The organism is Nakamurella sp. A5-74 (assembly GCF_040438885.1).
Lineage (GTDB): Bacteria > Actinomycetota > Actinomycetes > Mycobacteriales > Nakamurellaceae > Nakamurella.
Map to the genome: position 1 here is coordinate 1596952 of NZ_CP159218.1, position 24716 is coordinate 1621667.

22 protein-coding genes are annotated in these 24716 nt (G+C 70.3%); 19 read left to right on the forward strand and 3 right to left on the reverse strand.

The features are described 5' to 3' along the window. Positions 1-37 precede the first annotated feature (37 nt). The 3 genes from ABLG96_RS07305 to ABLG96_RS07315 all read left to right on the forward strand — a co-directional run bounded on the left by ABLG96_RS07305 (position 38) and on the right by ABLG96_RS07315 (position 4810). On the forward strand, positions 38-2899 hold the full coding sequence (locus ABLG96_RS07305; RefSeq protein WP_353650708.1) for an AAA family ATPase: 2862 nt from the start codon (positions 38-40) through the stop codon (positions 2897-2899). A gap of 355 nt (positions 2900-3254) precedes the next feature. Further along, positions 3255-3875, forward strand: coding sequence for a carboxymuconolactone decarboxylase family protein (locus ABLG96_RS07310; RefSeq protein WP_353650709.1), 621 nt, complete (start codon positions 3255-3257; stop codon positions 3873-3875). Then, complete coding sequence (locus tag ABLG96_RS07315; RefSeq protein ID WP_353650710.1) at positions 3872-4810, forward strand: RNA polymerase sigma-70 factor; 939 nt, start codon at positions 3872-3874, stop codon at positions 4808-4810. Before ABLG96_RS07310 ends, ABLG96_RS07315 begins: the two co-directional genes overlap by 4 nt. Before the next feature lie 14 nt (positions 4811-4824). Here ABLG96_RS07315 and ABLG96_RS07320 read toward each other — a convergent pair whose 3' ends face one another. Next, positions 4825-6015, reverse strand: coding sequence for an FAD-dependent monooxygenase (locus ABLG96_RS07320; RefSeq protein WP_353650711.1), 1191 nt, complete (start codon positions 6013-6015; stop codon positions 4825-4827). A gap of 172 nt (positions 6016-6187) precedes the next feature. Between ABLG96_RS07320 and ABLG96_RS07325 the strand changes: the two genes are divergently transcribed. The 6 genes from ABLG96_RS07325 to ABLG96_RS07350 all read left to right on the forward strand — a co-directional run bounded on the left by ABLG96_RS07325 (position 6188) and on the right by ABLG96_RS07350 (position 11985). Next, positions 6188-6778 carry a TetR family transcriptional regulator gene (locus ABLG96_RS07325; RefSeq protein ID WP_353650712.1) on the forward strand — a complete coding sequence of 197 codons (591 nt, stop codon included), beginning with the start codon at positions 6188-6190 and terminating at the stop codon, positions 6776-6778. A 161-nt stretch (positions 6779-6939) separates the two neighbouring features. Next, entirely contained in the window at positions 6940-7722 is a 783-nt protein-coding gene (locus ABLG96_RS07330; RefSeq protein ID WP_353650713.1) for a sigma-70 family RNA polymerase sigma factor, read from the forward strand. A 156-nt stretch (positions 7723-7878) separates the two neighbouring features. Continuing rightward, positions 7879-8811, forward strand: a complete 933-nt coding sequence (locus tag ABLG96_RS07335; RefSeq protein ID WP_353651417.1) for an ABC transporter ATP-binding protein — start codon at positions 7879-7881, stop codon at positions 8809-8811. Next, on the forward strand, positions 8808-9668 hold the full coding sequence (locus ABLG96_RS07340) for an ABC transporter permease (protein ID WP_353650714.1): 861 nt from the start codon (positions 8808-8810) through the stop codon (positions 9666-9668). Before ABLG96_RS07335 ends, ABLG96_RS07340 begins: the two co-directional genes overlap by 4 nt. Further along, entirely contained in the window at positions 9668-10510 is an 843-nt protein-coding gene (locus ABLG96_RS07345; RefSeq protein ID WP_353650715.1) for an ABC transporter permease, read from the forward strand. Before ABLG96_RS07340 ends, ABLG96_RS07345 begins: the two co-directional genes overlap by 1 nt. A gap of 71 nt (positions 10511-10581) precedes the next feature. Continuing rightward, the gene (locus tag ABLG96_RS07350; protein ID WP_353650716.1) at positions 10582-11985 is read left to right on the forward strand and encodes an MFS transporter; all 1404 of its coding nucleotides are present in this window, start codon (positions 10582-10584) and stop codon (positions 11983-11985) included. Here the strand turns inward: ABLG96_RS07350 and ABLG96_RS07355 are convergent. Continuing rightward, entirely contained in the window at positions 11949-12338 is a 390-nt protein-coding gene (locus ABLG96_RS07355) for a DUF393 domain-containing protein (protein ID WP_353650717.1), read from the reverse strand. The genes ABLG96_RS07350 and ABLG96_RS07355 overlap by 37 nt on opposite strands. Next, positions 12328-13293, reverse strand: coding sequence for a LysR family transcriptional regulator (locus ABLG96_RS07360; protein WP_353650718.1), 966 nt, complete (start codon positions 13291-13293; stop codon positions 12328-12330). Before ABLG96_RS07360 ends, ABLG96_RS07355 begins: the two co-directional genes overlap by 11 nt. 72 nt (positions 13294-13365) lie before the next feature. Here ABLG96_RS07360 and ABLG96_RS07365 point away from each other — a divergent pair, with 72 nt between their 5' ends. The 10 genes from ABLG96_RS07365 to ABLG96_RS07410 all read left to right on the forward strand — a co-directional run bounded on the left by ABLG96_RS07365 (position 13366) and on the right by ABLG96_RS07410 (position 24706). Next, complete coding sequence (locus ABLG96_RS07365; protein WP_353650719.1) at positions 13366-14355, forward strand: EamA family transporter; 990 nt, start codon at positions 13366-13368, stop codon at positions 14353-14355. Positions 14356-14557: 202 nt separating this feature from the next. Further along, entirely contained in the window at positions 14558-17809 is a 3252-nt protein-coding gene (locus ABLG96_RS07370; protein ID WP_353650720.1) for a translation initiation factor IF-2 N-terminal domain-containing protein, read from the forward strand. A 269-nt stretch (positions 17810-18078) separates the two neighbouring features. Beyond that, positions 18079-18390, forward strand: coding sequence for a 50S ribosomal protein L21 (rplU, locus tag ABLG96_RS07375; protein ID WP_353650721.1), 312 nt, complete (start codon positions 18079-18081; stop codon positions 18388-18390). Between the two features lie 33 nt (positions 18391-18423). After that, on the forward strand, positions 18424-18696 hold the full coding sequence (rpmA, locus tag ABLG96_RS07380) for a 50S ribosomal protein L27 (RefSeq protein WP_353650722.1): 273 nt from the start codon (positions 18424-18426) through the stop codon (positions 18694-18696). A gap of 100 nt (positions 18697-18796) precedes the next feature. Continuing rightward, a complete protein-coding gene (gene obgE / locus ABLG96_RS07385; protein ID WP_353651418.1) occupies positions 18797-20464 on the forward strand; it encodes a GTPase ObgE in 1668 nt (555 codons plus the stop codon). Then, positions 20451-21650: a glutamate 5-kinase gene (gene proB, locus ABLG96_RS07390; RefSeq protein ID WP_353650723.1), complete on the forward strand. Its 1200-nt coding sequence runs from the start codon at positions 20451-20453 to the stop codon at positions 21648-21650. Before obgE ends, proB begins: the two co-directional genes overlap by 14 nt. Then, positions 21647-22942 (forward strand): glutamate-5-semialdehyde dehydrogenase, encoded by a 1296-nt coding sequence (locus ABLG96_RS07395; RefSeq protein ID WP_353650724.1) that lies wholly within the window; start codon positions 21647-21649, stop codon positions 22940-22942. Before proB ends, ABLG96_RS07395 begins: the two co-directional genes overlap by 4 nt. Then, positions 22939-23610 (forward strand): nicotinate-nucleotide adenylyltransferase, encoded by a 672-nt coding sequence (nadD, locus tag ABLG96_RS07400; RefSeq protein ID WP_353650725.1) that lies wholly within the window; start codon positions 22939-22941, stop codon positions 23608-23610. The genes ABLG96_RS07395 and nadD overlap by 4 nt, the downstream gene beginning before the upstream one ends. Continuing rightward, positions 23607-24056 carry a ribosome silencing factor gene (gene rsfS, locus ABLG96_RS07405; protein ID WP_353650726.1) on the forward strand — a complete coding sequence of 150 codons (450 nt, stop codon included), beginning with the start codon at positions 23607-23609 and terminating at the stop codon, positions 24054-24056. The genes nadD and rsfS overlap by 4 nt, the downstream gene beginning before the upstream one ends. Then, a complete protein-coding gene (locus ABLG96_RS07410) occupies positions 24053-24706 on the forward strand; it encodes a histidine phosphatase family protein (RefSeq protein ID WP_353650727.1) in 654 nt (217 codons plus the stop codon). Before rsfS ends, ABLG96_RS07410 begins: the two co-directional genes overlap by 4 nt. Positions 24707-24716 lie beyond the last annotated feature (10 nt).

A 24716-nucleotide genomic window follows, 5' to 3' on the forward strand; every position in this document is an offset into this window, starting at 1 on the left:
AGTGACGCGGGCCCGAACATGTCGGACAATGACCGGCGTGACCACTTCCGGTCGTCAACCCGCCGCTCGACCCGTCGGTCGTGACGCGGAGAGCGCTGCGTTGGTCGCGACCCTGCACGACACCGGCACGAGCTGCCGGCTGGCGGTCGTCACCGGCGAGGCGGGGATCGGCAAATCGCTGCTGCTCGAGGTGCTCACGACCCAGGCCCTGGCCGACGGTGACCAGGTGCTCAGGGGGGAGTGCACGGTCGTGTCGGCCGAGCCGCTGCCCTATGCGGCCATCGTTGCTGCACTGCGATCCGGCGGGGCCACGCCCAGCGGTGTGCCGGCGGCCCGGCGCTCCGACCTGTTCGAGAACATCCTGGCGACCCTGGTGCGGTTGCGACCCGAGGGTCGCCGGCAGGTGTTGGTGTTGGAGGACCTGCAGTGGGTGGACGCCTCCACCATCGATCTCATCGCCTTCCTCGTGCGCAACCTGCCGGCACACCACCTGGTGACGCTGACCCGTCGTACCGATGAGATCGCGCTCGACCCTGCGGCGCACCGGGTGCTCGACACCGTCTTCAGCACCCGTGATGCGCTCCGGATCGACCTGCAGCGACTCACCGAGGACGAGTTGCGGGAGCTGTTCCGGCAGTCCACCGGTCGGCCGCCGGCGTTGGAGGAGCTCCGGGCGCTGTGCGGCCGTACCGGTGGAAACCCCTACATGGCACTGGAACTGATCGAGGCCGGGTCCCTCTACGAGTTGCCGGATCGACTCTCCGAGGTGCTCACCCTGCGGGCCGCGCAACTGAACGCTGCCGGTCTGGAGGTGACCAGGACGGTCGCCGTCGCCGGCCGGTCGCTGTTGCAGCACGAGCTACCCCTGTTCACCGGGATGCAGGAGTCCGAGGCTTTGACCGCCGTCCGGGAGGCGATCGACGCCGGCGTGCTGGTCGTGGACCGCACCGGTGACGGCTACACCTTCCGCCATGCTCTCATGCAGGAGGCGTTGATCGGCTGGATGCTGCCCGGTGAGCGGCAACGCATCCATCGCAGGATCGCCCTGGCCCTGGATGACGATCCGCGGATCAGGCACAGCGCTTCTGCCGCGGCGGAATGGTCGGCGCACTGGCGTGCCAGCGGCGATCAGGTCAGGGCATTCGAGGTCACCGCGGAAGCGGCCAAGGCGGCCGGGGCCGCGTTCGCCCACAGCGGACGGTGGCGGCAGTACCGGTTCCTCGTCGAACTGCTGGCCGATGGCTACGGCCCCGCCGAGCAGGCAGCCAGGGGCAGGCTGCTCGCAGAGGCGGCCGAGGCCGCCCGCTGGGCCGGCCAGCCCGGTCATGCGGTCGAGCTGGGTCGACGGGCCGCATCGCTGCTGGACGACCCGACCGACCGGGCCCATCTGTACGAACGGCTGGGACGGGCGTTGTGGGACAACGGATCCCCGCAGGAAGCAGCGTCCGCCTACGAGCGCGCCGACCAGTTGGCACGGGAGGTGGACGAGCCGGCACTGCGCGCCCGGATCACCGCATCGCGCGCGCGGCTGGCCATCCAGGGCGGCCGGTACACCGAGGCGATCCAGGCGGCTGAGCTGGCGATCACGTTGGCGGCCAAGGGATCTGCGCCGGCAGAGGACGCCAGGGCGCGGGCCGTGCTGGGGATGTGCGAGGTGCTCACCGGCGAGATCGAGGAGGGCCTGGCCGAGTTGCGTCGGGCGCAGGTGGCCACCGCCCGGTGGGGCGATGACGAGGACAAACGCCGCCTGGCCGGCAATCTGGCCTTCTGTCAGCTGCTGGCCGGCGATGCCAGGGCAGCCTGCGAAACGGCAGTGCGAGGGCTCGCCGAGGCCCGGAGGCAGAACCCCATCAGCGGCACCGGAGCCGCGCTCGTGAGCAACACTGTCGTGCTGCTGTCGATGACCGGCCGGTGGCCGGAGGCGATCGAGTTGAGCGACGAGGCGATCGCCGAGGGGGTGGATGAGGGACAGGCACTGCTGGTGCGGTTGGCCAGGGCAGAGCTCGACCTCGAGCGGGGCGAGCTGGCCGACGCCAGCCGCCATCTGGAAGCTGCGGGGGAGCTGGTGGCGCACGGCGGTACCGCGTCGATCTCCGCCGATCTCGCGCTCGCCCGGTCGCGGTGGGCCTGGACATCCGGCGACCGGGAGCGGGCCTTCGCCGAGGTCGACGCGGCCTGGGCAGCGCTGCAGGGTACGTCGGAGTGGCGGGAGATGGCCAGGACCTGTGCGCTGGCGCTCCGCTGGTGCGCCGAGGCCCGCGGCGGACGGCGGGCGGGTCCGGACCGGCGGCGTGACCGGTTCCTGGCTGCGGCGGTCGAGATCGGGGAGGGGCGTCCGACGCCGGAGGTGCGCGCCTATCTGGCGACGGCGATGGCGGAGAACAGCCGGGTGCGGGGTGACGGGCAGGCTGCCGCCTGGTCGGAGGCAGTCACGGCGTGGGGGCGGATCGGCCGGATCCACGAGGAGGCCTATGCGCGGTTCCGGTTGGGCGAATCATTGCTCGGACCCGACCGGGCGCAGGCGGTCATCGAGCTGACCACCGCCCTGGAGGTCGCCGGGCGGCTGGGGGCACAACCGCTGCGGGACAGCGTCGACGACGTGTTGCGCCGGGCCAGGGTCCGTCGCTCCGCCGGAGCCGTCGACGGTGACGTGACGAGTCGGTTCCAGCTGACCAGGCGGGAGACCGAGGTGCTGATGGAGCTGGCGACCGGCCTGACCAACAAGCAGATCGCCGCTCGGCTGTACCTGAGCCCGCGCACCGTCGACGTGCACGTCGCCAACGTGTTGATGAAGCTCGGGGTACGGACCAGGGTCGAGGCCGCCTCACTGTTGGCCACCACGCGTCACGGGAGCGGGTCGGACAGCGCGGACGGTGACCCCCTCGGCGGTACCGGATGAAGGCGACGAATGACAGGGTTACGGGTATCCGCAGCACCCCTGACCGACTCTGATCAGGTGGATCCAGGACCCGGTGCCGCCGGGTCCGCCCAGTCGAAGGAGTTCCGATGACGAAGCCCGGCCCGCAGAAGCCGACGCCGACACCCCCCGACAGCGGGGACAAGACGGACCGCGACATGCACATCGAGGGTGAGGTTCCGCCGCCGAAGTGAAGCACGCGCCGGTCGAGTGAACTCGATCGACCATCCAGAGCAGTGACGCAACACACCCGGCGTCCTGTCACATCCTCCCCGGCAGCGGTGTCCCATGAGCGCCCGCCGCGGCAGAGGGTCGCGGCACCTGCCGAAGGATCGCCATGACCGCCGCCACTTCCCGCCCGACCTCGCTGACGCCGTCCACCGGCGTCCCATCCGCCGACCGGCTGAGCAGGGCACGGGTCCCGCTCGACCCGCCGCGTGGCCTGGTGGCGCGTCTCGCTGCCTGGTACAGCCGACGCCGGTTCGGTCAGGTGATGGAGCCTGCGCTCGCCCTGGCCCATCAGCCACGCGCACTGCTGGCCGACCTGGCATTCGAATCTCTGCTGCAGCGGTGCCGGTCGTTGGATCCCGGGCTCTCGGCGCTGGCCACGTTGTCCGTCGCGGTGGACATCGAGTGCAGTTGGTGCCTGGACTTCGGCTACCTGGAGGCCCACCACCGTCTCGTCGACCCCGCCAAGTTGCGTGACCTGCCGGTCTGGCAGGAGTCGGAGGTGTACACCCCGGTCGAACGGCGGGTGCTGGGCTATGCCGTGGCGATGACGGCGACCCCGCCGGTCGTCACCGACGAGCAGGCGGTCGCCCTGCGCACCGACCTCGGTGACGCCGCGTTCGTCGAACTGACGATGATGGTGGCCGTGGAGAACCAGCGATCCAGGATCAACGCGGCCCTCGGCCTGGTGTCGCAGGGCTTCTCGGAGTCCTGCCGGGTACCTCGGTGATCGGTCGCGAGCCGGAGCTCGAGCCGGAGCCGGGTGGCGGGCCGGCGAGCGCACCCGACCCGGCACTCGTCTTCGCGGCGCATCGCCCCCTGTTGTTCACCATTGCCTACGAGATCACCGGGTCGGCTGCCGACGCCGAGGACGTGGTTCAGGACAGCTGGCTGCGCTGGGCCGAGGTGGACCCGGGCGCGGTCCGGTCGCCGCGGGCCTACCTGGCGCAGATCGTCACCCGGCAGGCGCTCAACCGACTGCGGTCGGCTGCCCGCCGCCGGGAGGAGTACGTGGGTCCATGGCTGCCCGAACCGCTGCTGACGGCACCGGACGTGGCCGACGACGTGGTGCTCGCGGAGTCGGTGTCGATGGCCATGATGGTGGTGCTGGAAACCCTGACCCCGGACGAGCGTGCGGTGTTCGTGCTCCGGGAGGTGTTCGGGTTCTCCCACGACGAGATCGCTGCGGCGATCGGCCGGAACGCCCCAGCCGTCCGGCAGATCGCCCACCGCGCGCGATCCCACGTGCGCGCCCGGCGACCGGTGGCCGGTGCGGCCGCGTCGCCGGAGACGGGGGAGGCGATCCTGCACCAGTTCCTCACCGCGACCAGCACCGGTGACCTGCAGGGCCTGATGGACCTGCTGGCCCCCGATGTCGTGCTGATCACCGATGGCGGCGGGATCCGCCAGGCTGCGCTGCGGCCCATCCTGGGCGCCGACAAGACCGCCCGTTTCCTGATCGGGGTGATGTCGGGTCTCGGGGGCGCCGAGGTGCTGATCGAGTCGGTGCGGGTGAACGGTGAGCCCGGGTCGGTGGTCCGGATCGGTGATGTCACCGACACGGTGGGGTCCGTCGCCGTCGTCGACGGCCGGATCGCCGCGATCCACCTGGTGCGCAACCCGGACAAGCTCCGCACGCTGGTGCAGCGGCCGCTGACCCGGTAGTTCCCGCGTGCTGCTCAGCGGTCCGCAAGCCCGGCGAGGTCGAGGGCCAGCCGTCGGCGGAAGCGCGCGCTGCGTCCGATGAGCGTCAGCAGGACGGTGCGCAAGCCCCGTCCGCGGCGGAGGGTCGCCACCCTGGTGAGTCGGGTGGCCAGACCGACCACGTGGACGGCGAGCCGGCGGTGCGTCTGGGCCCAGACATCCAGTGCGCCAGGGTTTCCCGCCAGGGCGTCCTGGATTGCGGCAGCCGCGCCGATCGCATCCCGGATACCCAGGTTCATCCCCTGACCACCGGCCGGGCTGTGTACGTGCGCGGCGTCACCGGCGAGCAGCACGTGTCCCCGGTGCAGCGAAGCCGCAACGCCGTGGTGGACCCGGAATCTCGACCCCCAGCGCACCGCGCGGACCGGATCTGCGCTGATGCCGGGGACTCGATCTGTGAGAAACCGGGACACGTCGTCCGCATCCGGGGCGGCGGGTGCGCGGTCGGTGGCGGCCACGATGCGATGGCTGCCGTCCGGTAGCGGCGCCGAGACGAGAATGCCTGCGCGGTCGAGGAACAGCAGCACCCGATCGTCGGGCAAGGCCGTGCGGGCCTGCTCGGACACCGTCACGTCGGCCAGCAGGAAGCTCTCGGCGGCCGCGTCGGCGGTTCCGGCATCGATTCCGGCGCAGGAACGCACAGTGCTGTGCGCCCCGTCAGCGCCGATGACGTACCGCGCCCGGACCTCGACGACGGCCCCCGGGGTTCCGACGGGTTCGACCAGCACCGAGGCGGCATCGGGTCCGTCGGTGAGCGATCGCACCGCCACACCACGGAACACCCTGCCGCCCAACGCTTCCAACCGTTCCGCGAGGATCTGCTCGGTGACGTCCTGCGGGATCATCGCGATGAAGCTGTACGGGCTCGGTAGATCGTCGAACACCAGCTGGAAAAGTGTGCGGTCGCGATCACGGACCTCGAACGTGTTGATGCAGTGGGCGCGCCCCACCACCGCTTCGGCGACGTCGATCGTCGCCAGCGCCTCCAACGTGCGTGGATGCACGACGGCTGCCCGCGAGGTGTGGTGGACGCTCATCTGCTCGTCGACGACGAGCAGCCGCAGTCCCGACTGCAGCAGGGCGCAGGCAGCGCTCAACCCGACGGGTCCGGCGCCGACGACCAACACGTCGACCTCGGTGGGGATGTCGGTGGCAGTGGTGCTCATGGGTCCTCCGGTGTTCGGTGACGGGCTGTGTTCGCGACGGGCTGTGTTCGGTGACGCGCTGTGTTCGGTGACCCGCTGTGTTCGGTGACGGCCCAGCGGCTGGTCAACGCTCGTTGACCATGGTGGCCCTGTTCGCTCCTGGAGTCAACAGCTGTTGACCTATGCTGATCCGATGAGAGGTTCTGCCGACGTCACCCGGGAACGCATCCTCGGACATGCCCGCGCGCAGTTCGGCGCCACCGGTTTCGAGCGCACCACGATCCGTTCGGTGGCCAAGGCAGCCGGCATCGACCCGGCGCTGGTGATGCGACACTTCGGGACCAAGGAGGGCCTTTTCGCAGCCGCGATCGAGATCTCGCTCGAACTCCCGCCGCCGGCCGAACTGCCGATCGCAGAGGTGGCCGAGCGGCTGGCCGAGCACTTCGTCCGACTGTGGGACTCCACGCCGGCGTTGCAGATCCTGTTGCGGACCGCCGCCACCCATCCGCTCGGTGCGGAGCGGATGCGAGCGGTGTTCGCCGATCAGGTGGCCCCGTGGGTCGCTCGTCTCCCGGCCCGCGGCGGTGATACCGACGGCGGCGAGACCGACGGCGGCGAGACGCACGGCGGCGAGACCGCTCGGCTGCGCGCGGCCCTGGTGGCCAGTGCGGTGCTCGGGTTCGCCCTGTGCCGCTACGTCATCGAGATCCCCGCGTTGGCGGCGATGAGCCCACAGCAGGCCGCGACCCATCTCGGGCCGAGCATCGCCCTGCACCTGCAGTGAAGCCTCCGCCGTGAAGACCCCAGCGCCCCGCTGATCCGCCCGCTGCGTAGGTGGCCGAATTAGGTAGTTCTACGGATCCGCGCTGCGAGCTCGCTCGACAGACTTCCTGGTATCAGCCCAGTCCTCAGACATCGGACCACCCGTCCGTCCAGGGAGCTCACATGACCGTCCTCGCCGCACCGATCGACTCATCGGCCCTGCTCCACCGCGGGTCACGCCGGCTGGTGGTCAAGGTGCCTGCACCCACTCCGACCGCATCGGCCACCCCCGCAGTGGCGAGCGTTGCGGTGTTCCCCATCGCCCGGCACGCCGCGCCCTCGCGAGCCGCAGCACCGGCTCGAACCGGCACGAATGTTCCGCTCGATCGGGATCTGGTCACGAAACTCCAGGCCGGGGACCCCGGGAGCTGGCGGTTCATCGTCGACCGCTACCAGGGCCTGGTCTGCGCGACCGCTCGACGCATCGTCTCCACGACGGCCGACGTCGATGAGGTGGCACAACGGACCTGGACTGCGCTGTGGCGGCACGCCGATGCGGTCCGTGACCTCGACCGGTTGGCCGGTTGGCTCGGCGTCACCGCCCGGCGCGAGGCCCTGGGCATCCTGCGGCGGCGCCGTGAGGTACTCGTCGGCGACGTCGCACTGTTCGACTCCGGAGCCCAGGCGCGGGAACAGCACGGCCATCAGCTGTGGAGCGAGGCGACCACCCGCAGCTCGCAGGATTCCGGCGCGCTGGTGGAACAGCAGCAGCAGGTACGTGCACTGCGCGCAGCCGTCCAGAAGTTGCCGGAACGGCAGCGACGACTGGTGACCGCGCTGCTCACCGACCGGATGTCCTACGACGAGCTCAGCACCTCGCTCGGCATCCCGCGGGGCAGCATCGGACCGATGCGAGCCAGGGCGTTGGTGACGCTGCGGTCCCTGCTGCGCGACTGGGAGGGGTGAGCGACCGGGCCGCACCACGGCGGAATCAACGACAGCCGGAATGAACGGCGGCCCGAATCAACGCCGGCCCTGTCGTGGTCGACGGGTAAGGTCCGCCCGGTGCCTGGATCCGCTCCGATGAGCCAACCGACGGATGCCCCGACGTCCCGCACCCCGATGATCGCCGCTGCCGGGCTGACCAAGTCGTTCCCGTCCGACGACGGGGACGACTTCGTCGCGGTCAAGGGGATCAACCTGGTGGTGCCGGCCGGCGAGGCCTTCGGTTTCCTCGGGCCCAACGGGGCAGGCAAGTCGACGACGATGCGGATGATCGCCTGCGTCTCGCCCCGCACCAGCGGCTCGCTGTCGATCCTCGGCCAGGACCCGTCGATCGACGGCGTCGCGATCCGGTCCCGGTTGGGAGTCGTTCCCCAACAGGACAACCTGGACGAGGACCTGACGGTCCGGGAGAACCTCTACATCTACGGACGGTACTTCGGTCTGTCCCGCAAGCAGTGTTGGTCCAAGGCCGACGAGCTCCTCGAGTTCGCGCAGCTCACCGAGAAGGCGAAGGCGAAGGTCGCCGCGCTCTCGGGTGGGATGAAGCGCCGGCTGACGATCGCGCGGTCGCTGGTCAACGATCCGGACCTGCTGCTGCTCGACGAGCCCACCACCGGCCTGGACCCACAGGCGCGTCATGTGTTGTGGGACAGGCTCTTCCGTCTGAAACAGGCGGGCGTGACGTTGGTCCTGACCACCCACTACATGGACGAGGCCGAGCAGTTGTGCGACCGGCTCGTCGTGATGGACGGCGGGGTGATCGCCGCCGAGGGTTCGCCCGCTGCGCTGATCGCGCAGTACTCCACCAGGGAAGTTGTCGAGCTGCGCTTCGTGCCGGGGACCCAGCGGTCCGTGCTGCCCGTGGTGGAGCGGATCGTCGAGCGCATCGAGGTGCTGCCCGACCGGCTGCTGCTCTACACCGACACCGGTGAGCAGACTTTGGAGTCGGTGGTCGCTGCCGGGGTCCGGCCGGTCTCGGCGCTCGTGCGCCGCTCGACGCTGGAGGACGTGTTCCTGCATCTCACCGGCCGGAGTCTGGTGGACGGATGAGCACGCCGACCGGGAGATCCGCGGAACACGCAGTGCCGCAGGCGGTTCCGGCTGTCGTGCGCGCGACGGTACCGTCCGGCTGGAGGGCCAGGGCCACCGTCTGGGAGTACCTCGTGCTCACCTGGCGGCCGTACTTCCTCTCGGGTCTGGCCTCCGCCGTCATCGCGCCACTGCTGTACCTGCTGGCCCTGGGATTCGGGATGGGATCACTGATCGAGGCCAGGGGGACCGGCGCCCTCGGTGGGGTGCGCTACGTCGAGTTCATCGGGCCGGCGCTGCTGTGCGCGGCGGCCCTGCAGACTTCTTTCGGTGAGTCCAGCTGGGCGCTGTTCGGCCGGTTCAAGTGGCACCGGACGTTGTGGGGCATCACCTCGACCCCGATCACGCCGGCCCAGGCCGCCGAGGGGCACGTGCTGTTCATCGCCACCAGGGTCGCAGTCTCCTCGGTGCTCTACTACCTGGTGCTGCTGGCGTTCGGAGCGGCGGGCGGTGGCGCCGGGGTGCTGATGTTGCCGGTCGCGGTGCTGACGGCACTGTCCTGCGCCGTGTGGGTGATGGCGCTGTCGGCCACCATCGACGACGACGGGCCGGCCGCGTTCAACCTGGCGCTGCGCTTCGGCATCATCCCGATGACGTTGTTCTCCGCCTCGTTCTTCCCGATCACCCAGCTGCCCTGGGCGGTGCGGTGGGTCGCGTTCCTGTCACCGCTGTGGCACGGCAACGAGTTGGCCAGAGGAGCGGCCATCGGCGGGCTCCCCGGTTGGCAGGCGGCCGGGCACCTGGCGTTCCTGGTGGCGTTGTCGATCACCGGATTCGTGGTCATGCGCCGCCGCTTCGACGTCCGGCTGGTGGTCTGATGGCCGCGCCGTCGGAGACCGAGGCAGCGTTGCCCGCCTCGAGGCCGGCGTTGCTGCTGCGGATCGTCCCGCTGCACCTGTACTCGCGGCGTGCCGGGGTCGTGATGGAACGCTCGGTGCGGGGAGCTCGCAGCGCCCGCTGGACGATCGTCTCCGGGTTCTTCGAGCCGGTGTTCTACCTGTTGGCGATGGGGGTCGGGATCGGCTCGCTGGTCGGTGCCATCGAGACCTCCACCGGCCCGATCGAGTACGCCGCCTACATCGCGCCTGCCCTGATGGCCACCTCGGCGATGAACGGCGCGGTGTTCGACGCCACCAACAATGTCTTCTTCAAACTGAAGTACGCCAAGCTGTACGACGGGATGTTGGCCACCAGCCTCGGCCCGCTGGACGTCGCGATCGGTGAGGTCCTGTACTCCCTCAGCCGCGGTGCGATCTACGCCACCACCTTCCAACTGGTGATGCTCGTGATGGGTCTGCTGCACTCCTGGTGGGCGCTGCTGGCAGTGCCGGCCGCGATCCTGATCGCCCTGGGTTTCGCCGCCGTCGGGATGGCGGTGACGACGTTCCTCAAGACGTTCCAGCACCTCGAGTGGGTCACCACCGCGCTGCTGCCGATGTTCCTGTTCTCCACCACGTTCTTCCCGCTCTCGGTCTACCCGCGGGCGATCCAGATCCTCGTCGAGTGCCTCCCGCTCTACCACGGCATCGAGCTGATCCGGGGGCTCAGCCTGGGTCAGGTGGGCCCGGCCCTGCTGGGCCACGCGAGCTACTTCGTGGCGATGGCCGTGGTCGGCATCCTGGTCGCCGCTCGACGCCTGGAACGGCTGCTGCTGACCTGATCGGCAGTCACCTGCGGGTGCCGGGGGGAATCGACGAGCGCGCCGTCGGTACCGCATGATCCACTGCTGGGGTGGGTGCTCAGCGATATCGGACCGTGTTGGGATTGCCCGTCGTACGGCGCACGCTGGCGTTGGGGCTGTTGATCCGGATCCCGATGTGGGCGTCGGCGATCGTGCTCACCCTGCACGTCGTGGGTCACCTCGGTCGGTCCTACACGGATGCCGGACTGGTCGTCGCGGTGGCCACCATCGCGGCCGCGGTCAGTGGGCCGTGGCGCGGCCGACTGTTGGACCGCAGGGGGCTGCGCTCGACCGTCCTGCCGTCGCTGTTGGTGCTGACCGCCTGCTGGTCGATCGCCCCGTTCCTGGGCTACTGGCTGCTGGTCCCGCTGGCCGGGATCGCCGGGCTGTTCGTCGTGCCGACCTTCTCGATCATCCGGCAGGTGCTCATCGGCGCCGTCGACGACGACCGTCGCACCACTGCGCTGGTGCTGGACTCGGTAGCGGTGGAGATCTCCTTCATGGCCGGGCCGGCGCTCGGGGTGTGGCTCGCGACCACGATCGACACCCCGATCGCACTGCTGGCGTGCGAGTTCGCGAGCATCATCGGTGGCCTGGCGCTGTGGATCCTGGACCCACCGCTGCCGGCCGCCGGGACACGGCCGGCCCGCGGGGGATCGAACCTCGACGTCGCACCGCCTGCGTCCCCGCCGACGGTGAAGACCCTGGCCGGGTCGACGGAGCAGACCGTGTCGACGGAGCAGACCGTGTCGACGGAGCAGACCGTGTCGACGGAGCAGACCGTGGCGACGGAGAAGACCCCCGCGACCAGGAGCGTCCTGCCCACCTGGATGACGCCGACGGTGCTGGTGGTGCTGGCGGCGTCGGTGACGGCGACCGTGGTGTTGACCGGTACAGACGTCTCGGTGGTGGCCGGATTGCGGGAGTGGGGACAGCAGACCTCGATCGGCTGGATCCTGGCGATCTGGGGGGCCGGGTCCGCAATCGGCGGCCTCGCCTACGGCGCGTTGTCCCGGCCGATCTCCCCGTTCCTGCTGGTCGGCGGGCTGGGCGCGAGCACGGCTGCGGTCGCGTTCGCCCACGACCGGCTCACCATCAGCATCCTGCTGTTCGTCGCCGGATTGTTCTGCGCTCCGACGATCACCGCCACCATCGACACCCTGAGCCGGGTCGTCCCGACCTCGGTACGCGGTGAAGCGATGGGCTGGCACGGCTCGGCGATGACGATCGGATCAGCGGTGGGGGCCCCGGCGGTCGGGTTCGTCCTCGACCGGGCGAGTTGGCACGGCGGCTTCGTCACTGCCGGGGCGATCGGTGTGCTGGTCGGCGTCGCCGGCTGGGCCACCATCTCACTGCGACGGTCCCGCCGAGCCAAGGCCGCTGGTGAGCACCAGCAGGGAGCCGACCGGTCGACCGATCAGAGCCTGCAGGCCGGTGTCCCGCCCGGCAGCTGATGACGGTGGGTGGCGATGACGCGGTACAACCGCTCGGCCACCGCGCGGACCCCCGGGGCGGCGAGCAGCAAGCCGAACGGTCGCCATCCCCACCCGGAGCGGCGCAGGACCTGGGAGACGGCGGCTGCCCCGGCGCTCGCCCGATGGTGCTCGTCGACGAAGCGGAGCGCCGCCAGTGCCTGCTCCTGCGTCAGGCCCAGCGGCTCGAGCGCGGTGAACTGCAGTGGGACGACGGCGAACCGTGCACGGCGGTCGACGAACCGCTGCAGGAAGTTAGTGGCGGACGTGCAGAAACCGCAATCGCCGTCGAACACCAACACCGGCGGGTCGACCAGCTGTCGTTCACGGGGCACTGCCCACCTCCTCGACCGGCGAGCCGTCGGGTTCCGGCCCGGGGCTCTGGTCCAGGACTGCCCTCGCCGCATCCGTCAGCACCGTCAGCACCGCGGTGATACCAGGGTTGGTCTCCATGGTGCGCCTCCAGACCGCGGTCACCGTCCGCAGGGGTGCCGGATTCGTCAACGGCACCGCCACCACCGACGGCGGGAGCGGGCCGCGCCCCAGCCGGGGTACCAGCGCGCTGGCCTGTCCGGCGGCGACCAGGGCGATGTGTGAGCCGAACTCCGCACTGGTGTGCACGATCCGCGGGATCGCCCCGACCGAGGAGAACATCCAGCTGAGCCAGGCGTGACAGATCGATCCGGGAGCGACGCTGACGAAATCGCGGCCGATCAACTCCGCCGCGTGGGTACTGGCGCGGGCAGCCAACGGGTCGTCGGCGCGGACCAGGATGTCGGCCCGGTCCTGACCAAGACGGCGGGTCTGCAGGTTCGCCGGGATGCTGAGCGGCACCGGCTCCCAGTTGTGCACGATCGCGAGGTCGATCCGCCCGTCCGCGACCTCGGTGACAGCCGACCAGGGTTCGACCTCTGACAGCCGCACCCGCACGCCGGGCTGCTCGCCGGCCAACCGTGCGAGGGCCGGCGCCACCACTCCGCGGACCGCGGTGGAGAACGAGCCCAGCCGGACCTGCCCGCTGGGGGTGCCGGCGGAGGCGAGCAGGGCGGACTCCAGATGCTCCATCTGCGCCAGCAGATCCTCGGCTGCGTCCACCAGCTGCCGACCCTGGGCGGTGAGCACGACCCCCCGGCCGAACCGTTCGACCAACGTGACGCCGGTGCTCACCTCCAACTTCTTGAGCTGCTGGGACACGGCACTCGGGGTGTAGCCGAGCATCTCGGCCGCGCCGTTCACCGTGCCGTTGCGGGCGAGGGCGACGAGCGAGCGCAGCGCGATCGGATCAATCATGAAGCGATGCTACCGATTGAGGCCCGAATTCATTCACTGGACCTTCGGCCGTGCGCGGGTGACGATGGCCGGGTGAGACCTCGAGACACCGCCCTGGCCACCCTGGTCGCCGTCATCTGGGGGATCAACTTCCTCGCCGTCGATCGCGGTCTGCAGGACCTTCCGCCGTTCGCCTTCGTCGCCGTCCGGTTCGTCTTCGTGGCACTGCCGGCAGTCTTCTTCGTTCCCCGACCCCGGATCGGCTTCTGGCGGGTGGTGGCGATCGGGGCGACCATCTCGGCCGGTCAGTTCGCGCTGCTGTTCCTGGGCATGCACCTGGGTGCACCCACCGGTCTCGCCCCGATCGTGCTGCAGGCCCAGGTGCTGTTCACGGTCGTGCTCTCCGCGCTGTTCCTGCGCGAACGGCCGACCGGTGGGCAACTCGTCGGCGTGTTGGTCGGCGCGGCCGGGCTGGCGGTCGTCGCGGTCGGACGGGCAGCCGTCGCGCCGGTGTTGCCGCTGCTGATCGTCGTCGGTGCAGCCGCATCCTGGGCCGTCGGCAACACCCTGACCCGCGGCGTCAAGGCCTCCGGGCTCTCGCTGACGATCTGGTCGGGCCTGGTGGTTCCTGTTCCGCTGACGTTGATGTCGGTGATCTTCGAAGGGCCGACCGCGATGGTGGATGCCGTCGCCGGAATCAGCGTCGGCGGCATCCTCGCGCTGGCCTACACGGTGCTCGGGGCATCGCTCGTCGGATACGGGATCTGGAACACCCTGCTGTCGAAGTACCCGACGGCGTCCGTTGGGCCGTTCGCCATGCTGGTGCCGGTGGTCGGCGTGCTCGCCGCCTGGATCGCGCTGGACGAGCTGCCCACTCCCACCGAGGCGATCGGCGCGGTGATCCTTCTCATCGGTGTCGCGGCAACGGTGGTGCTGGGACGCCGACATTCCCGCCGGTCAGCACGCTCGGAACGATCGTCGACCGGGGCCGCGAACGCAGCCATCGAACCCGACGGAACCGCCCCGGTCGGCGCCGTCAGGCGCAGCAGCGACGCACCCGTGTGGGATACTGGCAGCAGGTAGCCGTTGGTTCGCGTATCGGTGCCGGTCTCCGACGGGTGAAAGACGTCGAGCGGGGCCTGGCTCGGATGTGCGCCGCGGTGTCCGCCCACCCGAAGACTTCTGGTCCCTGCGGCTCAACGTTGCGGGGGACAGCAACCGAACACATGACCGCCCCTGCGCGGACGCGTCCAGTACGCGCCCGGGGGTCGGTGAGAGGAACCTCGTGTCAGACACCGAGAACATCGTCGACAGTGCGCTGGAGCAGGCGCTCGCAGCACTCCCCGCCAAGCCGAGGGTGCACGAGCTGGCCAAACGCACCGGCCTGTCCAGCAAGGAGATCATCGCCGCGCTCGTCGAGCGCGGGGTCGTCGTCAAGGCTGCATCGTCGTCCGTCGACCATGCGGTGGCCGTCGAGGTGCTCACCCAGCTACTGACCGGCGACACCCCAGGCACACCTGCCCCCGGCACCTCCACCCCCGCCGTCCCCGACGACTCCGGGTCCGACGCCACGCCGTTCGGCGGCGTGCCGCTGTTCCTGGCGCCCGAGCCGGAGGCGGCACCACCCCGCAAGCGGGCGAGCCGGGCGCGTACCAAGCCGGCCGAGCCGGCCGACGTTCCCGACCCGAGCACCACCGAGGCTGATCCGGCGACGCCTTCGGACGCCACCGCCGAGCCGACGTTCGACGACGGTGCGGAACCCACCCCCACCCGCTCGCGGTCGCGCTCCCGTCGTGGCCGTGGTCGCTCGCAGGCCGCCGACGACGAAGCCACCGATCAGCCGGCGTCGACCGAAGGGTCCGTCACTGCCGGCGACGACAGCACTGCGACCCAGCCCGAGCAGGACGCCTCGGCCGATGAGGAGCACGGCGACACCGCGGACGGTGGCCGTCGTCGCCGCCGCCGTGGCCGCCGTGGCCGTGGTCGCGCCGACAGCGACACCGACGGCGACACGACCGACAGCGACTCGACCGACGGCGACTCGACCGACGGCGACTCGACCGACGGCGACACGACCGACGGCGACTCGACCGACAGCGACACCACTCGAATCGACGGGACCGCGGCCGACCGCACGGACGCCGGGAGTGGTGACCTGGAAGCCGACGCCGAGAGTGCGCCGCGGCCGCGTCGTCGTCGTCGCTCCTCGAAGGCCTCAGCCGGCGAGGACGCCGCGAGCTCGGATGACGGGTCCGACGGCACGTCGGCAGACGGCACCACCTCCGACGGCACCGACGAAGCCGGCTCCGACGACGACGATTCGGCTGCAGGCTCCGGCCGGCGCAGGCGTCGACGTCGGCGCGGCGGGTCCGGCGACGGCGAGTCCGGCCGGGGCGACGATCCCGACAACACCGTGGTGCACGTGCGTGAGGCTCGCGACGTCGCCGCCGAGGTCCAGGGCATCAGGGGCTCGACCCGACTCGAGGCCAAGCGGCAGCGCCGTCGGGACTCCCGCGAGTCCCGCCAGCGACCGCAGATCCTCACCGAGGCCGAGTTCCTGGCCCGCCGTGAGGCCGTCAGCAGGGTGATGGTCGTGCGCGAGCGCGGCGATCTGGCCCAGGTCGCGCTGCTGGAGGACGACGTCCTCGTCGAGCACTTCGTCTCCCGCGCCGGTGCTGCCTCGATGATCGGCAACATCTACCTCGGCCGGGTGCAGAACGTGCTGCCGTCGATGGAGGCTGCGTTCGTCGACATCGGTCGCGGCCGCAACGCCGTGCTCTACGCGGGCGAGGTCAACTGGGACATGACCGGTCTGGTCGGCAAGGCCCGCAGGATCGAGACCGCGCTGTCCAGCGGCGACGTCGTGCTGGCCCAGGTGTCCAAGGACCCCATCGGTCACAAGGGCGCCCGGCTGACCACCCAGATCTCGCTACCGGGACGGTTCCTGGTCTACGTCCCGGGTGGCGGTGCCACCGGGATCTCCCGGAAGCTGCCGGACACCGAGCGCAAGCGGCTCAAGCAGATCCTCGACCGGATCGTCCCGGACGGCGCCGGCGTCATCATCCGGACCGCCGCCGAGGGCGTCTCCGAGGACGATCTGGCTGCGGACGTCGAACGGCTGAAGTCGCAGTGGGAGACCATCCAGGAGGCTGCCGAGGCAGCGAAGTCGAACCAGTCGTCGTCGCCGTCGCAGCTGTCGGCCGAGCCCGACACGTTGACCAAGGTCGTCCGCGATCTGTTCAACTCCGACATCACCTCGCTGGTCATCGACGACGAGGGCGGGTCCGACGGGGCATACGCCTCGGTGTCGGCCTACGTCGACCAGGTCGCGCCCGAGCTGTCCGAGCGGGTCTCCCGCTACGAGGGCAAGGGTGACGTCTTCAGCCGCTACCGCATCGACGAGCAGATCGCCAAGGCGCTGGAGCGCAAGGTGCACCTGCCGTCGGGTGGTTCGCTGGTGATCGATCGCACCGAGGCGATGACCGTCGTCGACGTCAACACGGGCAAGTACACCGGGTCTGGCGGGAACCTCGAGGAGACGGTCACCAAGAACAACCTGGAGGCCGCCGAGGAGATCGTCCGGCAGCTCCGGCTGCGCGACATCGGCGGGATCATCGTCGTCGACTTCATCGACATGGTGCTGGAGTCCAACCGTGAGCTGGTACTCCGTCGGCTGACGGAGTGCCTGGGTCGCGACCGAACCAGGCACCAGGTCGCCGAGGTCACCTCGCTCGGGCTGGTCCAGATGACCCGCAAGCGGATGGGCACCGGTCTGCTCGAGGCGTTCTCGCACAACTGCGAGCACTGCCACGGCCGCGGCATCGTGCTGCAGGACGCGCCCATCGACACCGGCAGCGTATCCTCGGGCGTTGATGACGGCCGTGACTCCGGTCGGTCCTCATCCTCCTCACCGCGCAAGCGTCGGGAGCGTCAGCGGCCGACGGAACCGGAGGAGACGCCGGAACCGATCGCCCGGATCGTCACGCTCAAGGCCGACCCGCGCGGCCCGCGGATGACACCGAAGCCGTCGGCTGATGCCGCCGACGGTGACGCCGCCGGCACGGACTCGCAGCTCTCGATCGAGGTGGCGGAAGCCGTCGCGTCGGTTGCCTCCAGTCCGGCGGCCGACGACGGGGGTGTCGAGATCCTCGCAAACGCCACGGACGCGAGCCGCACTTCGGACGCGGACGCCGGATCCGCAGCGGATGCTGCGCCCGCGCCGGTCGTCGAGGAGCCGCCCGCGGCCCGTCCGCGACGTCGACGGGCCGTCTCGAAGTCGACGGTCACCGCCGGAACGGCCGTGGTCCTCACCATCGACGGTTCCGCCAACGGGGGCCATGGCTCTGCGCCGGAGCCGGCCCTCGTCGGTGTCGCCGCCGGTGCCGGGGCCGCAGCCGTCGACGGTGCCGCGGTGTCGAAGGGTTCGGTGACCTCGGAAGCCCCGGTGGCCCGACCACGTCGTCGAGCGGCGCGGCGGCCGGCCGGTCCGGCCGGTGGAGCAGACCGGCCATCAGAGACGCCGGCGATCGACTCCTGACGGGCCGCTGACGGACCGGCTGCTGCCGGTCCGCCGGCCCCGGGACCGGGTGGGTGGCAGACCTCGATGGCGCGGTTTGTCCGGCAGGCCCGCACCGCGTATCGTGGGGAGTCGGTCCGCCGTCAGCGGCGGTCTTCTGGCGCCTGTGGACGATCACCTCGATCGTCCGGCAGTGCACGCCGAGTGAGAACCCGTAGTGACCAGTGACGAGCAGTGTGCTGTGCGGAGATCCGTCCGGCACGAACGAGGAAACGGAAGGCCACCCCGCGATGTACGCGATCATCCACACCGGCGGCAAGCAGTACAAGGTCGCCGAAGGTGACGTCATCCAGGTCGAGAAGCTGGAGCTGGCCACCGGCGACGCCGTCACCCTCCCCGCTCTGCTGGTCGTCGACGGTACCGACCTCACCACCGGCGCTGCCCTGGACAAGGTCACGGTGTCCGGCGAGATCCTCGAGCACACCAAGGGCCCGAAGATCGTGATCCACAAGTTCAAGAACAAGACCGGTTACCACAAGCGGCAGGGTCATCGTCAGAAGCTGACCAAGCTGCGCGTCACCGGTATCAAGTCCGGCAAGTGACGCGGAACCTGACGAGCTGAGAGGCGATACGACATGGCACACAAGAAGGGCGCATCCAGCTCCCGCAACGGCCGCGACTCCAATGCCCAGTACCTGGGCGTCAAGCGCTACGGCGGCCAGGTGGTCAAGGCCGGCGAGATCCTGATCCGCCAGCGTGGCACCAAGTTCCACCCGGGCGACGGCGTGGGTCGCGGCAAGGACGACACCCTGTTCGCCCTGGTCCCCGGCGCGGTGGAGTTCGGCAGCAAGCGTGGACGCAAGACCGTCAACATCGTCCAGGAGGCGCCCGCACTCGCGGACGCCTGATCCAGCGCAGCCGCCCCGAGCGGCGAGAAGTGAACATTTCGCTACAGGGGCGGGACCGGCTCACACCGGCCCCGCCCTTGGCGTTTCCCTTGAAAGGCACCTGATGGCCCGCTTCGTCGACCGAGCTGTACTGCACCTGCAGGCCGGTGACGGTGGCAAGGGTTGCGCATCGGTGCACCGTGAGAAGTTCAAGCCGCTGGGCGGTCCGGACGGCGGCAACGGCGGCAACGGCGGCGACGTCGTACTGGTCGTCGACGCCGGAGTGCACACGCTGCTGGACTTCCACTTCCGCCCGCATGCGAAGGCCGGCAGCGGCAAGTTCGGCCAGGGCGACAACAAGGACGGCGCCTACGGCGACGACCTCGTGATGAAGGTCCCCGAAGGGACCGTCGTGCTGGACGCCACCGGCAGGATGTTGGCCGACCTCACCGGCATCGGAACCCGCTACATCGCTGCCCAGGGTGGTCGCGGCGGCCTCGGCAACGCCGCGCTGTCGTCCAAGTCCCGCAAGGCACCCGGCTTCGCGCTGCTCGGTGAGCCCGGCGAGATCGCCGACGTCACCCTCGAACTCAAGTCCATGGCCGACGTCGGGCTGCTGGGCTTCCCCAGCGCCGGCAAGTCGTCCCTGGTCTCGGTGCTCTCCAAGGCCCGACCCAAGATCGCCGACTACCCGTTCACCACCCTGGAGCCGAACCTCGGCGTCGTCGAGGCCGGCGGCAGCACTTACACCATCGCGGACGTGCCCGGCCTGATTCCGGGTGCGAGTCAGGGCAAGGGCCTCGGCCTGGAGTTCCTCCGACACATCGAGCGCTGCTCGGTGCTCGCGCACGTCGTCGACTGCGCCACCTTTGAAGCCGACCGCGATCCCGCCTCCGACATTGCGGCGCTGGAATCCGAACTGTCGCAATACATCCCGTCGCTGCCCACCGAGTTCGCCGACAAGCCCAGGGTCGTCGTGCTCAACAAGATCGACGTCCCGGAGGCCCGCGAGCTGGCGGAGTTCGTCCGGGCCGATCTCGAGGCGGCCGGACATCGCGTCTTCCTGATCTCCACCGCCACTCACGAGGGACTCAAGGAGCTGCGGTACGCGCTCGCCGAGGTCGTCGCCGAGGACCGCGCGTACCGCGTCATCCAGCCGACCGCACGAGTGGTCGTGCGCCCGAAGGCCGTCAACGAGGAACAGTTCGTCGTTGCTCCGGACCCGGCCACCCCCGGTGGATTCATCGTCACCGGCGTGCGTCCCGAGCGGTGGATCCGCCAGACCGACTTCAACAACGAGGAAGCCATCGGCTTCCTCGCCGACCGCCTCGCCAAGATCGGCATCGAGGACGAGCTGGCGCGCCAGGGCGCGCAGGCGGGCTGTCCGGTCACCGTCGCGGGCATCACCTTCGACTTCGAACCGATGGCCGCCACGGCGGTCGTCCCGCTGTCCGGTCGCGGCCTCGACGAACGGGTGGTCCCCAACCATCGGGTGGGCGCCGCGGAACGCAAGGTGCTGCACCGCCTACGCCGTGGTCTCCCGGTCGAGGAGCTCGAGTGGTCCGATCTGGCCACCGAGTACATCTCCGAGTCGCGGATGGCAGACCTGCGGGCCGCCGATCGCGCGGTGCGCGCCGGCGAAAAGTCGTGGACCCGCGGAATCGACCTCGACATCGGGGTCGACGACGACGAGGAGCTCGACGCCGAGATCGACGACGCTGCCGGGACCCCGGGTACCGGGTCGCATGTCGGGGGAGTTGCTGCGGGCAGGTCGGATGATCGCGGCTGACACCGCCCCCGCAGCCACCGGGCACGTCGCTGCGCATTCCGATGCCCGGACGGCGGTGGGCGCCGCACGCCGGCTCGTCGTCAAGGTCGGATCCTCGTCGTTGACCACTGCCGCCGGTGGGCTCGATCCGGCCAGGCTCGATGCCCTGGTCGACGCGGTGGCCGGCCGGACCGCATCCGGCACCCAGGTGGTGCTGGTCTCCTCCGGCGCCATCGCCGCCGGTCTGGCCCCGCTGGGGCTCTCCTGTAGGCCGCGCGACCTGGCCACCCAGCAGGCTGCAGCCTCGGTGGGCCAGCAGCAGTTGGCGGCCCACTATGCGGACTCGTTCCGGCGTCATGCGTTGACCGTCGGGCAGGTGCTGTTGACCAGCGACGACGTCGTTCGGCGCTCCCACTACCGCAACGCGCAGCGGACCTTCGACAAGCTGTTGACCTACGGCGTCGTGCCGGTGGTCAACGAGAACGACACGGTCGCCACCGCCGAGATCAAGTTCGGCGACAACGATCGGTTGGCCGCGCTGGTCGCCCACCTCGTCCGCGCCGACGCGCTGATCCTGTTGTCCGACGTCGACGCGCTGTACACCGGCGACCCCGCAGACCCGTCGTCCGCTGTGATCCGCCAGGTGGACGCACCCGTCGACCTCACCGGGGTCGATCTGGTCGACTCCCGCAGCGGGGTCGGCACCGGCGGGATGAGCTCCAAGCTGGGCGCCGCGATGACGGCGACCCACGCCGGCATCCCCGTGCTGCTGGCCGGTGCGGCCGACGCCGCGCGCGCTCTGCGCGGTGGTGCGCCCCCGTCCGTGGGGACCGCGTTCGCCACCTCCGGACGTCGTACCGGCACCCGACTGCTGTGGCTCAGGTACGCGGCGCTCGCCCAGGGCAGCATCGCCCTCGACGCGGGCGCCGTCGCAGCTGTCATCGGCCGCCGGAAGTCGTTGCTGCCGGCCGGGATCACCGCGGCCAGTGGCGAATTCGAATCCGGTGACGTCGTTGATCTGACCGACCCGCACGGCCGGGTGGTCGCCCGCGGGTTCGTCTCCTACGACGCTGCTGAACTACCCGCGATGCTGGGACGGCAGTTGCGTGAGCTGGCCGAGGACCACCGACGGCCGGTGGTCCATGCTGACGACCTGGTGGCGGTCTCCGCCGGCGCCGGCGGCGCGACGCAGGAGGAAATGCAATGAGCGTGGTGACGGAGTCCGGCGTGGTCACGGCCCAGGACGTGCTGGCCTGTGCCGCGCTGTCCCGTCCCGCCGCCCGTGCGCTGGCCCGGTTGACGGCGGCGCAGAAGTCGGATGCGTTGCGGCAGATGGCCGCCGCGCTGCTGGCCCGCTCGCCGGAGGTGCTCGCCGCGAACGCCCAGGATCTGGAGGCCGGCGCCGCAGCCGGGATGAGCGAGTCGCTGCTCGATCGGCTCCGGCTCACGCCGCAGCGGGTGACCGCGATCGCCGATGCCCTGGTCGCAGTCGCTGATCTGCCGGATCCGATCGGTCAGGTGGTGCGCGGCTCGGTGTTGCCGAACGGTGTGCGGCTCACCCAGATCCGGGTACCGCTCGGCGTGGTCGCGATGATCTACGAGGCGCGTCCGAACGTCACCGTCGATGCCACCGGGATCGCCGTGATGAGCGGGAATGCGGTGCTGCTGCGCGGATCCGCGTCCGCCCATGCGTCGAACGTCGTCCTGGTGGAGATTTTGCACGAGGCAGGGACCGCTGCCGGGTTGCCGGCAGACTTCGTCCAGCTGGTGCCCGGCACCGACCGCAGCTCGGTGACCCACCTGATCACGGCGCGTGGCCTGGTCGACGTGATCATCCCGCGCGGCGGAGCGGGTCTGATCGAATCGGTGGTCATCGGCGCGACGGTCCCGGTGATCGAGACCGGGACCGGCAACTGTCACGTGTACCTCGACACCGCTGCCGACGCGGCGAAGGCGCTGCCGATCGTCGTCAACAGCAAGGCACGTCGGCCGTCGGTCTGCAACGCCGCGGAGACCGTGCTGATCCATCGCGACCGGATCGGCGACCTGCTGCCGGCCGTGGTCGATGCGCTGCACGCTGCGGGGGTGACGGTGCACGCCGATCCCCTTGCGCTGCAGCTGCTCCCGACCGACGCACGGACGGTTCCGGCAGCCCGCGAGGACTTCGACGGAGAATTTCTGTCACTGGACATCGCGGTGGCCGTCGTCGATTCGCTGGACGGTGCGCTCGCGCACATCGCCGCACACTCCACCGGCCACACCGATGCGATCGTCACCGAGAACATCGCGGCAGCAACGCGTTTCACCGCCGAGGTGGATTCCGCGGCGGTCGTGGTCAACGCCTCCACCGCGTTCACCGACGGCGGCGAGTTCGGCTTCGGCGCCGAGATCGGTATCTCCACCCAGAAGCTGCATGCCCGCGGGCCGATGGGGCTCGCCGAGCTGACGAGCACCAAGTACATCGTCGAGGGCAGCGGCCAGATCAGGGGGACGTCATGATCGATCCGACGAGACGCCGCCGGGTCGGGGTGATGGGCGGCACCTTCGACCCCATCCACCACGGTCACCTGGTGGCAGCCTCCGAGGTGTCCGACCTGTTCGACCTCGACGAGGTGGTGTTCGTGCCGACGGGTCGCCCGTGGCAGAAGGCCGACGACGACGTGCTGTCGGCCGAGCACCGCTACCTGATGGCGGTGATCGCGACCGCCGCGAACCCCCGCTTCACGGTGTCCAGGGTCGACATCGACCGGCCCGGTGCGACCTACACCCGCGACACCCTCACAGATCTGCACGCCGCCGATCCCGAGGCCCAGCTGTTCTTCATCACCGGCGCCGATGCCCTCTCCAGGATCATGAGCTGGAAGGATGTCGAGGAGATCCTGTCGCTGGCGCACCTGGTCGGTGTCACCCGTCCCGGGTACGTGCTGGAGGACGGCAACCTCCCCGAGGGTGCCGTCACGCTGGTGGAGGTGCCCGCGATGACCATCTCGTCCTCCGCCTGCCGTGACCGGGTGAGCGAGGGCAAACCGGTCTGGTACCTCGTCCCGGACGGTGTCGTCCAGTACATCAACAAACACCGGCTGTATCTCAGCACGCCGGTCTCCGACCACCACCCATCGACCGCGCGCCCCGACGTGCGGTCAACCCCAGTACAGGGAGTGCAGTGACTGCCACCGACCTCGCCATCGAACTTGCCAGGACCGCCGCGACCGCGGCCTCCGACAAGCTCGCCACCGACATCGCCATCGTCGATGTGTCCGACAAGCTCGCCATCACCGACTGTTTCGTGCTGGCGACCGGCTCCAACGAACGGCAGATCAGTGCGATCGTCGACGCCGTCGAGGACAAGCTGAGAGCTGCCGGCCACAAGCCGGTGCGCCGCGAGGGCGAGCGCGACGGACGGTGGGTGCTGATCGACTTCGTCGAGATCGTGGTGCACGTCCAGCACGCCGAGGAGCGGGTCTTCTACGGCCTCGACCGGCTCTGGAAGGACTGCCCGTCCATCCCCTTCGACGACCAGGACTCCGACCGCAGCGCCGAGCTGCGTGCCGCGGCGCCGGGTGCGAACGAGGACGTCCCGGCCGAGAACGCCGATCGGCCCGACGAGGCGTGAGCCTGCACCGCCTCGTCCTGCTGCGGCACGGCGAGACCGACTGGAACGCCGAGATGCGACTGCAGGGGCACCGCGACATCCCGCTGAACGAGCGCGGGCTGGCGCAGGCGCAGGCCGCGGCCCCGTCGGTGGCCGGGTTCGACCCGGATCTGATGATGGTCTCGGACCTGCAGCGCGCCCGGCAGACCGCTGCGCCGGTGGCCGGGTTGCTCGGAACCGAACCGACGCCCGACGTCCGGCTCCGCGAGACGTCGATGGGTCAGTGGGAGGGGCTGACCCGCGCCGACGTCGACGACGGCTGGCCGGACGCCTGGGATCACTGGCGGTCCTCGATCGCCGACGTCGCCCCACCGGACGGTGAGACCAGGGCAGAGGTGGCCGACCGGGCCCGTGAGGTGGTCGACGAACTCATCACCTCGCCGGACGGCCCCGAGTCGGCGCTGCTGGTCAGCCACGGCGGACTGATCGTCGGCCTGACCGCGCTGCTGCTGGACCTTCCGCGTGCGCACTGGCACGCCCTGACCGGTGTCTCCAACTGCCACTGGGTGGAGTTGGAGCTGCAGGAGCGGCACTGGCGGCTGCGGTCCTACAACGCCGGCCTGAGCGCGATCGTCATGCCCGCTGCCGACGACGAGGTCGCAGGCGTCTGAGGCCTGGTCG

Excerpts from the sequence above, each read along its gene's own strand:
- ABLG96_RS07310 (WP_353650709.1), top strand. The coding sequence starts at position 3,255 with ATGACCGCCGCCACTTCCCGCCCGACCTCGCTGACGCCGTCCACCGGC.
- ABLG96_RS07320 (WP_353650711.1), bottom strand. The coding sequence starts at position 6,015 with ATGAGCACCACTGCCACCGACATCCCCACCGAGGTCGACGTGTTGGTC.
- ABLG96_RS07325 (WP_353650712.1), top strand. The coding sequence starts at position 6,188 with ATGAGAGGTTCTGCCGACGTCACCCGGGAACGCATCCTCGGACATGCC.
- ABLG96_RS07330 (WP_353650713.1), top strand. The coding sequence starts at position 6,940 with ATGACCGTCCTCGCCGCACCGATCGACTCATCGGCCCTGCTCCACCGC.
- ABLG96_RS07335 (WP_353651417.1), top strand. The coding sequence starts at position 7,879 with ATGATCGCCGCTGCCGGGCTGACCAAGTCGTTCCCGTCCGACGACGGG.
- ABLG96_RS07340 (WP_353650714.1), top strand. The coding sequence starts at position 8,808 with ATGAGCACGCCGACCGGGAGATCCGCGGAACACGCAGTGCCGCAGGCG.
- ABLG96_RS07345 (WP_353650715.1), top strand. The coding sequence starts at position 9,668 with ATGGCCGCGCCGTCGGAGACCGAGGCAGCGTTGCCCGCCTCGAGGCCG.
- ABLG96_RS07360 (WP_353650718.1), bottom strand. The coding sequence starts at position 13,293 with ATGATTGATCCGATCGCGCTGCGCTCGCTCGTCGCCCTCGCCCGCAAC.
- rplU (WP_353650721.1), top strand. The coding sequence starts at position 18,079 with ATGTACGCGATCATCCACACCGGCGGCAAGCAGTACAAGGTCGCCGAA.
- rpmA (WP_353650722.1), top strand. The coding sequence starts at position 18,424 with ATGGCACACAAGAAGGGCGCATCCAGCTCCCGCAACGGCCGCGACTCC.
- proB (WP_353650723.1), top strand. The coding sequence starts at position 20,451 with ATGATCGCGGCTGACACCGCCCCCGCAGCCACCGGGCACGTCGCTGCG.
- ABLG96_RS07395 (WP_353650724.1), top strand. The coding sequence starts at position 21,647 with ATGAGCGTGGTGACGGAGTCCGGCGTGGTCACGGCCCAGGACGTGCTG.
- nadD (WP_353650725.1), top strand. The coding sequence starts at position 22,939 with ATGATCGATCCGACGAGACGCCGCCGGGTCGGGGTGATGGGCGGCACC.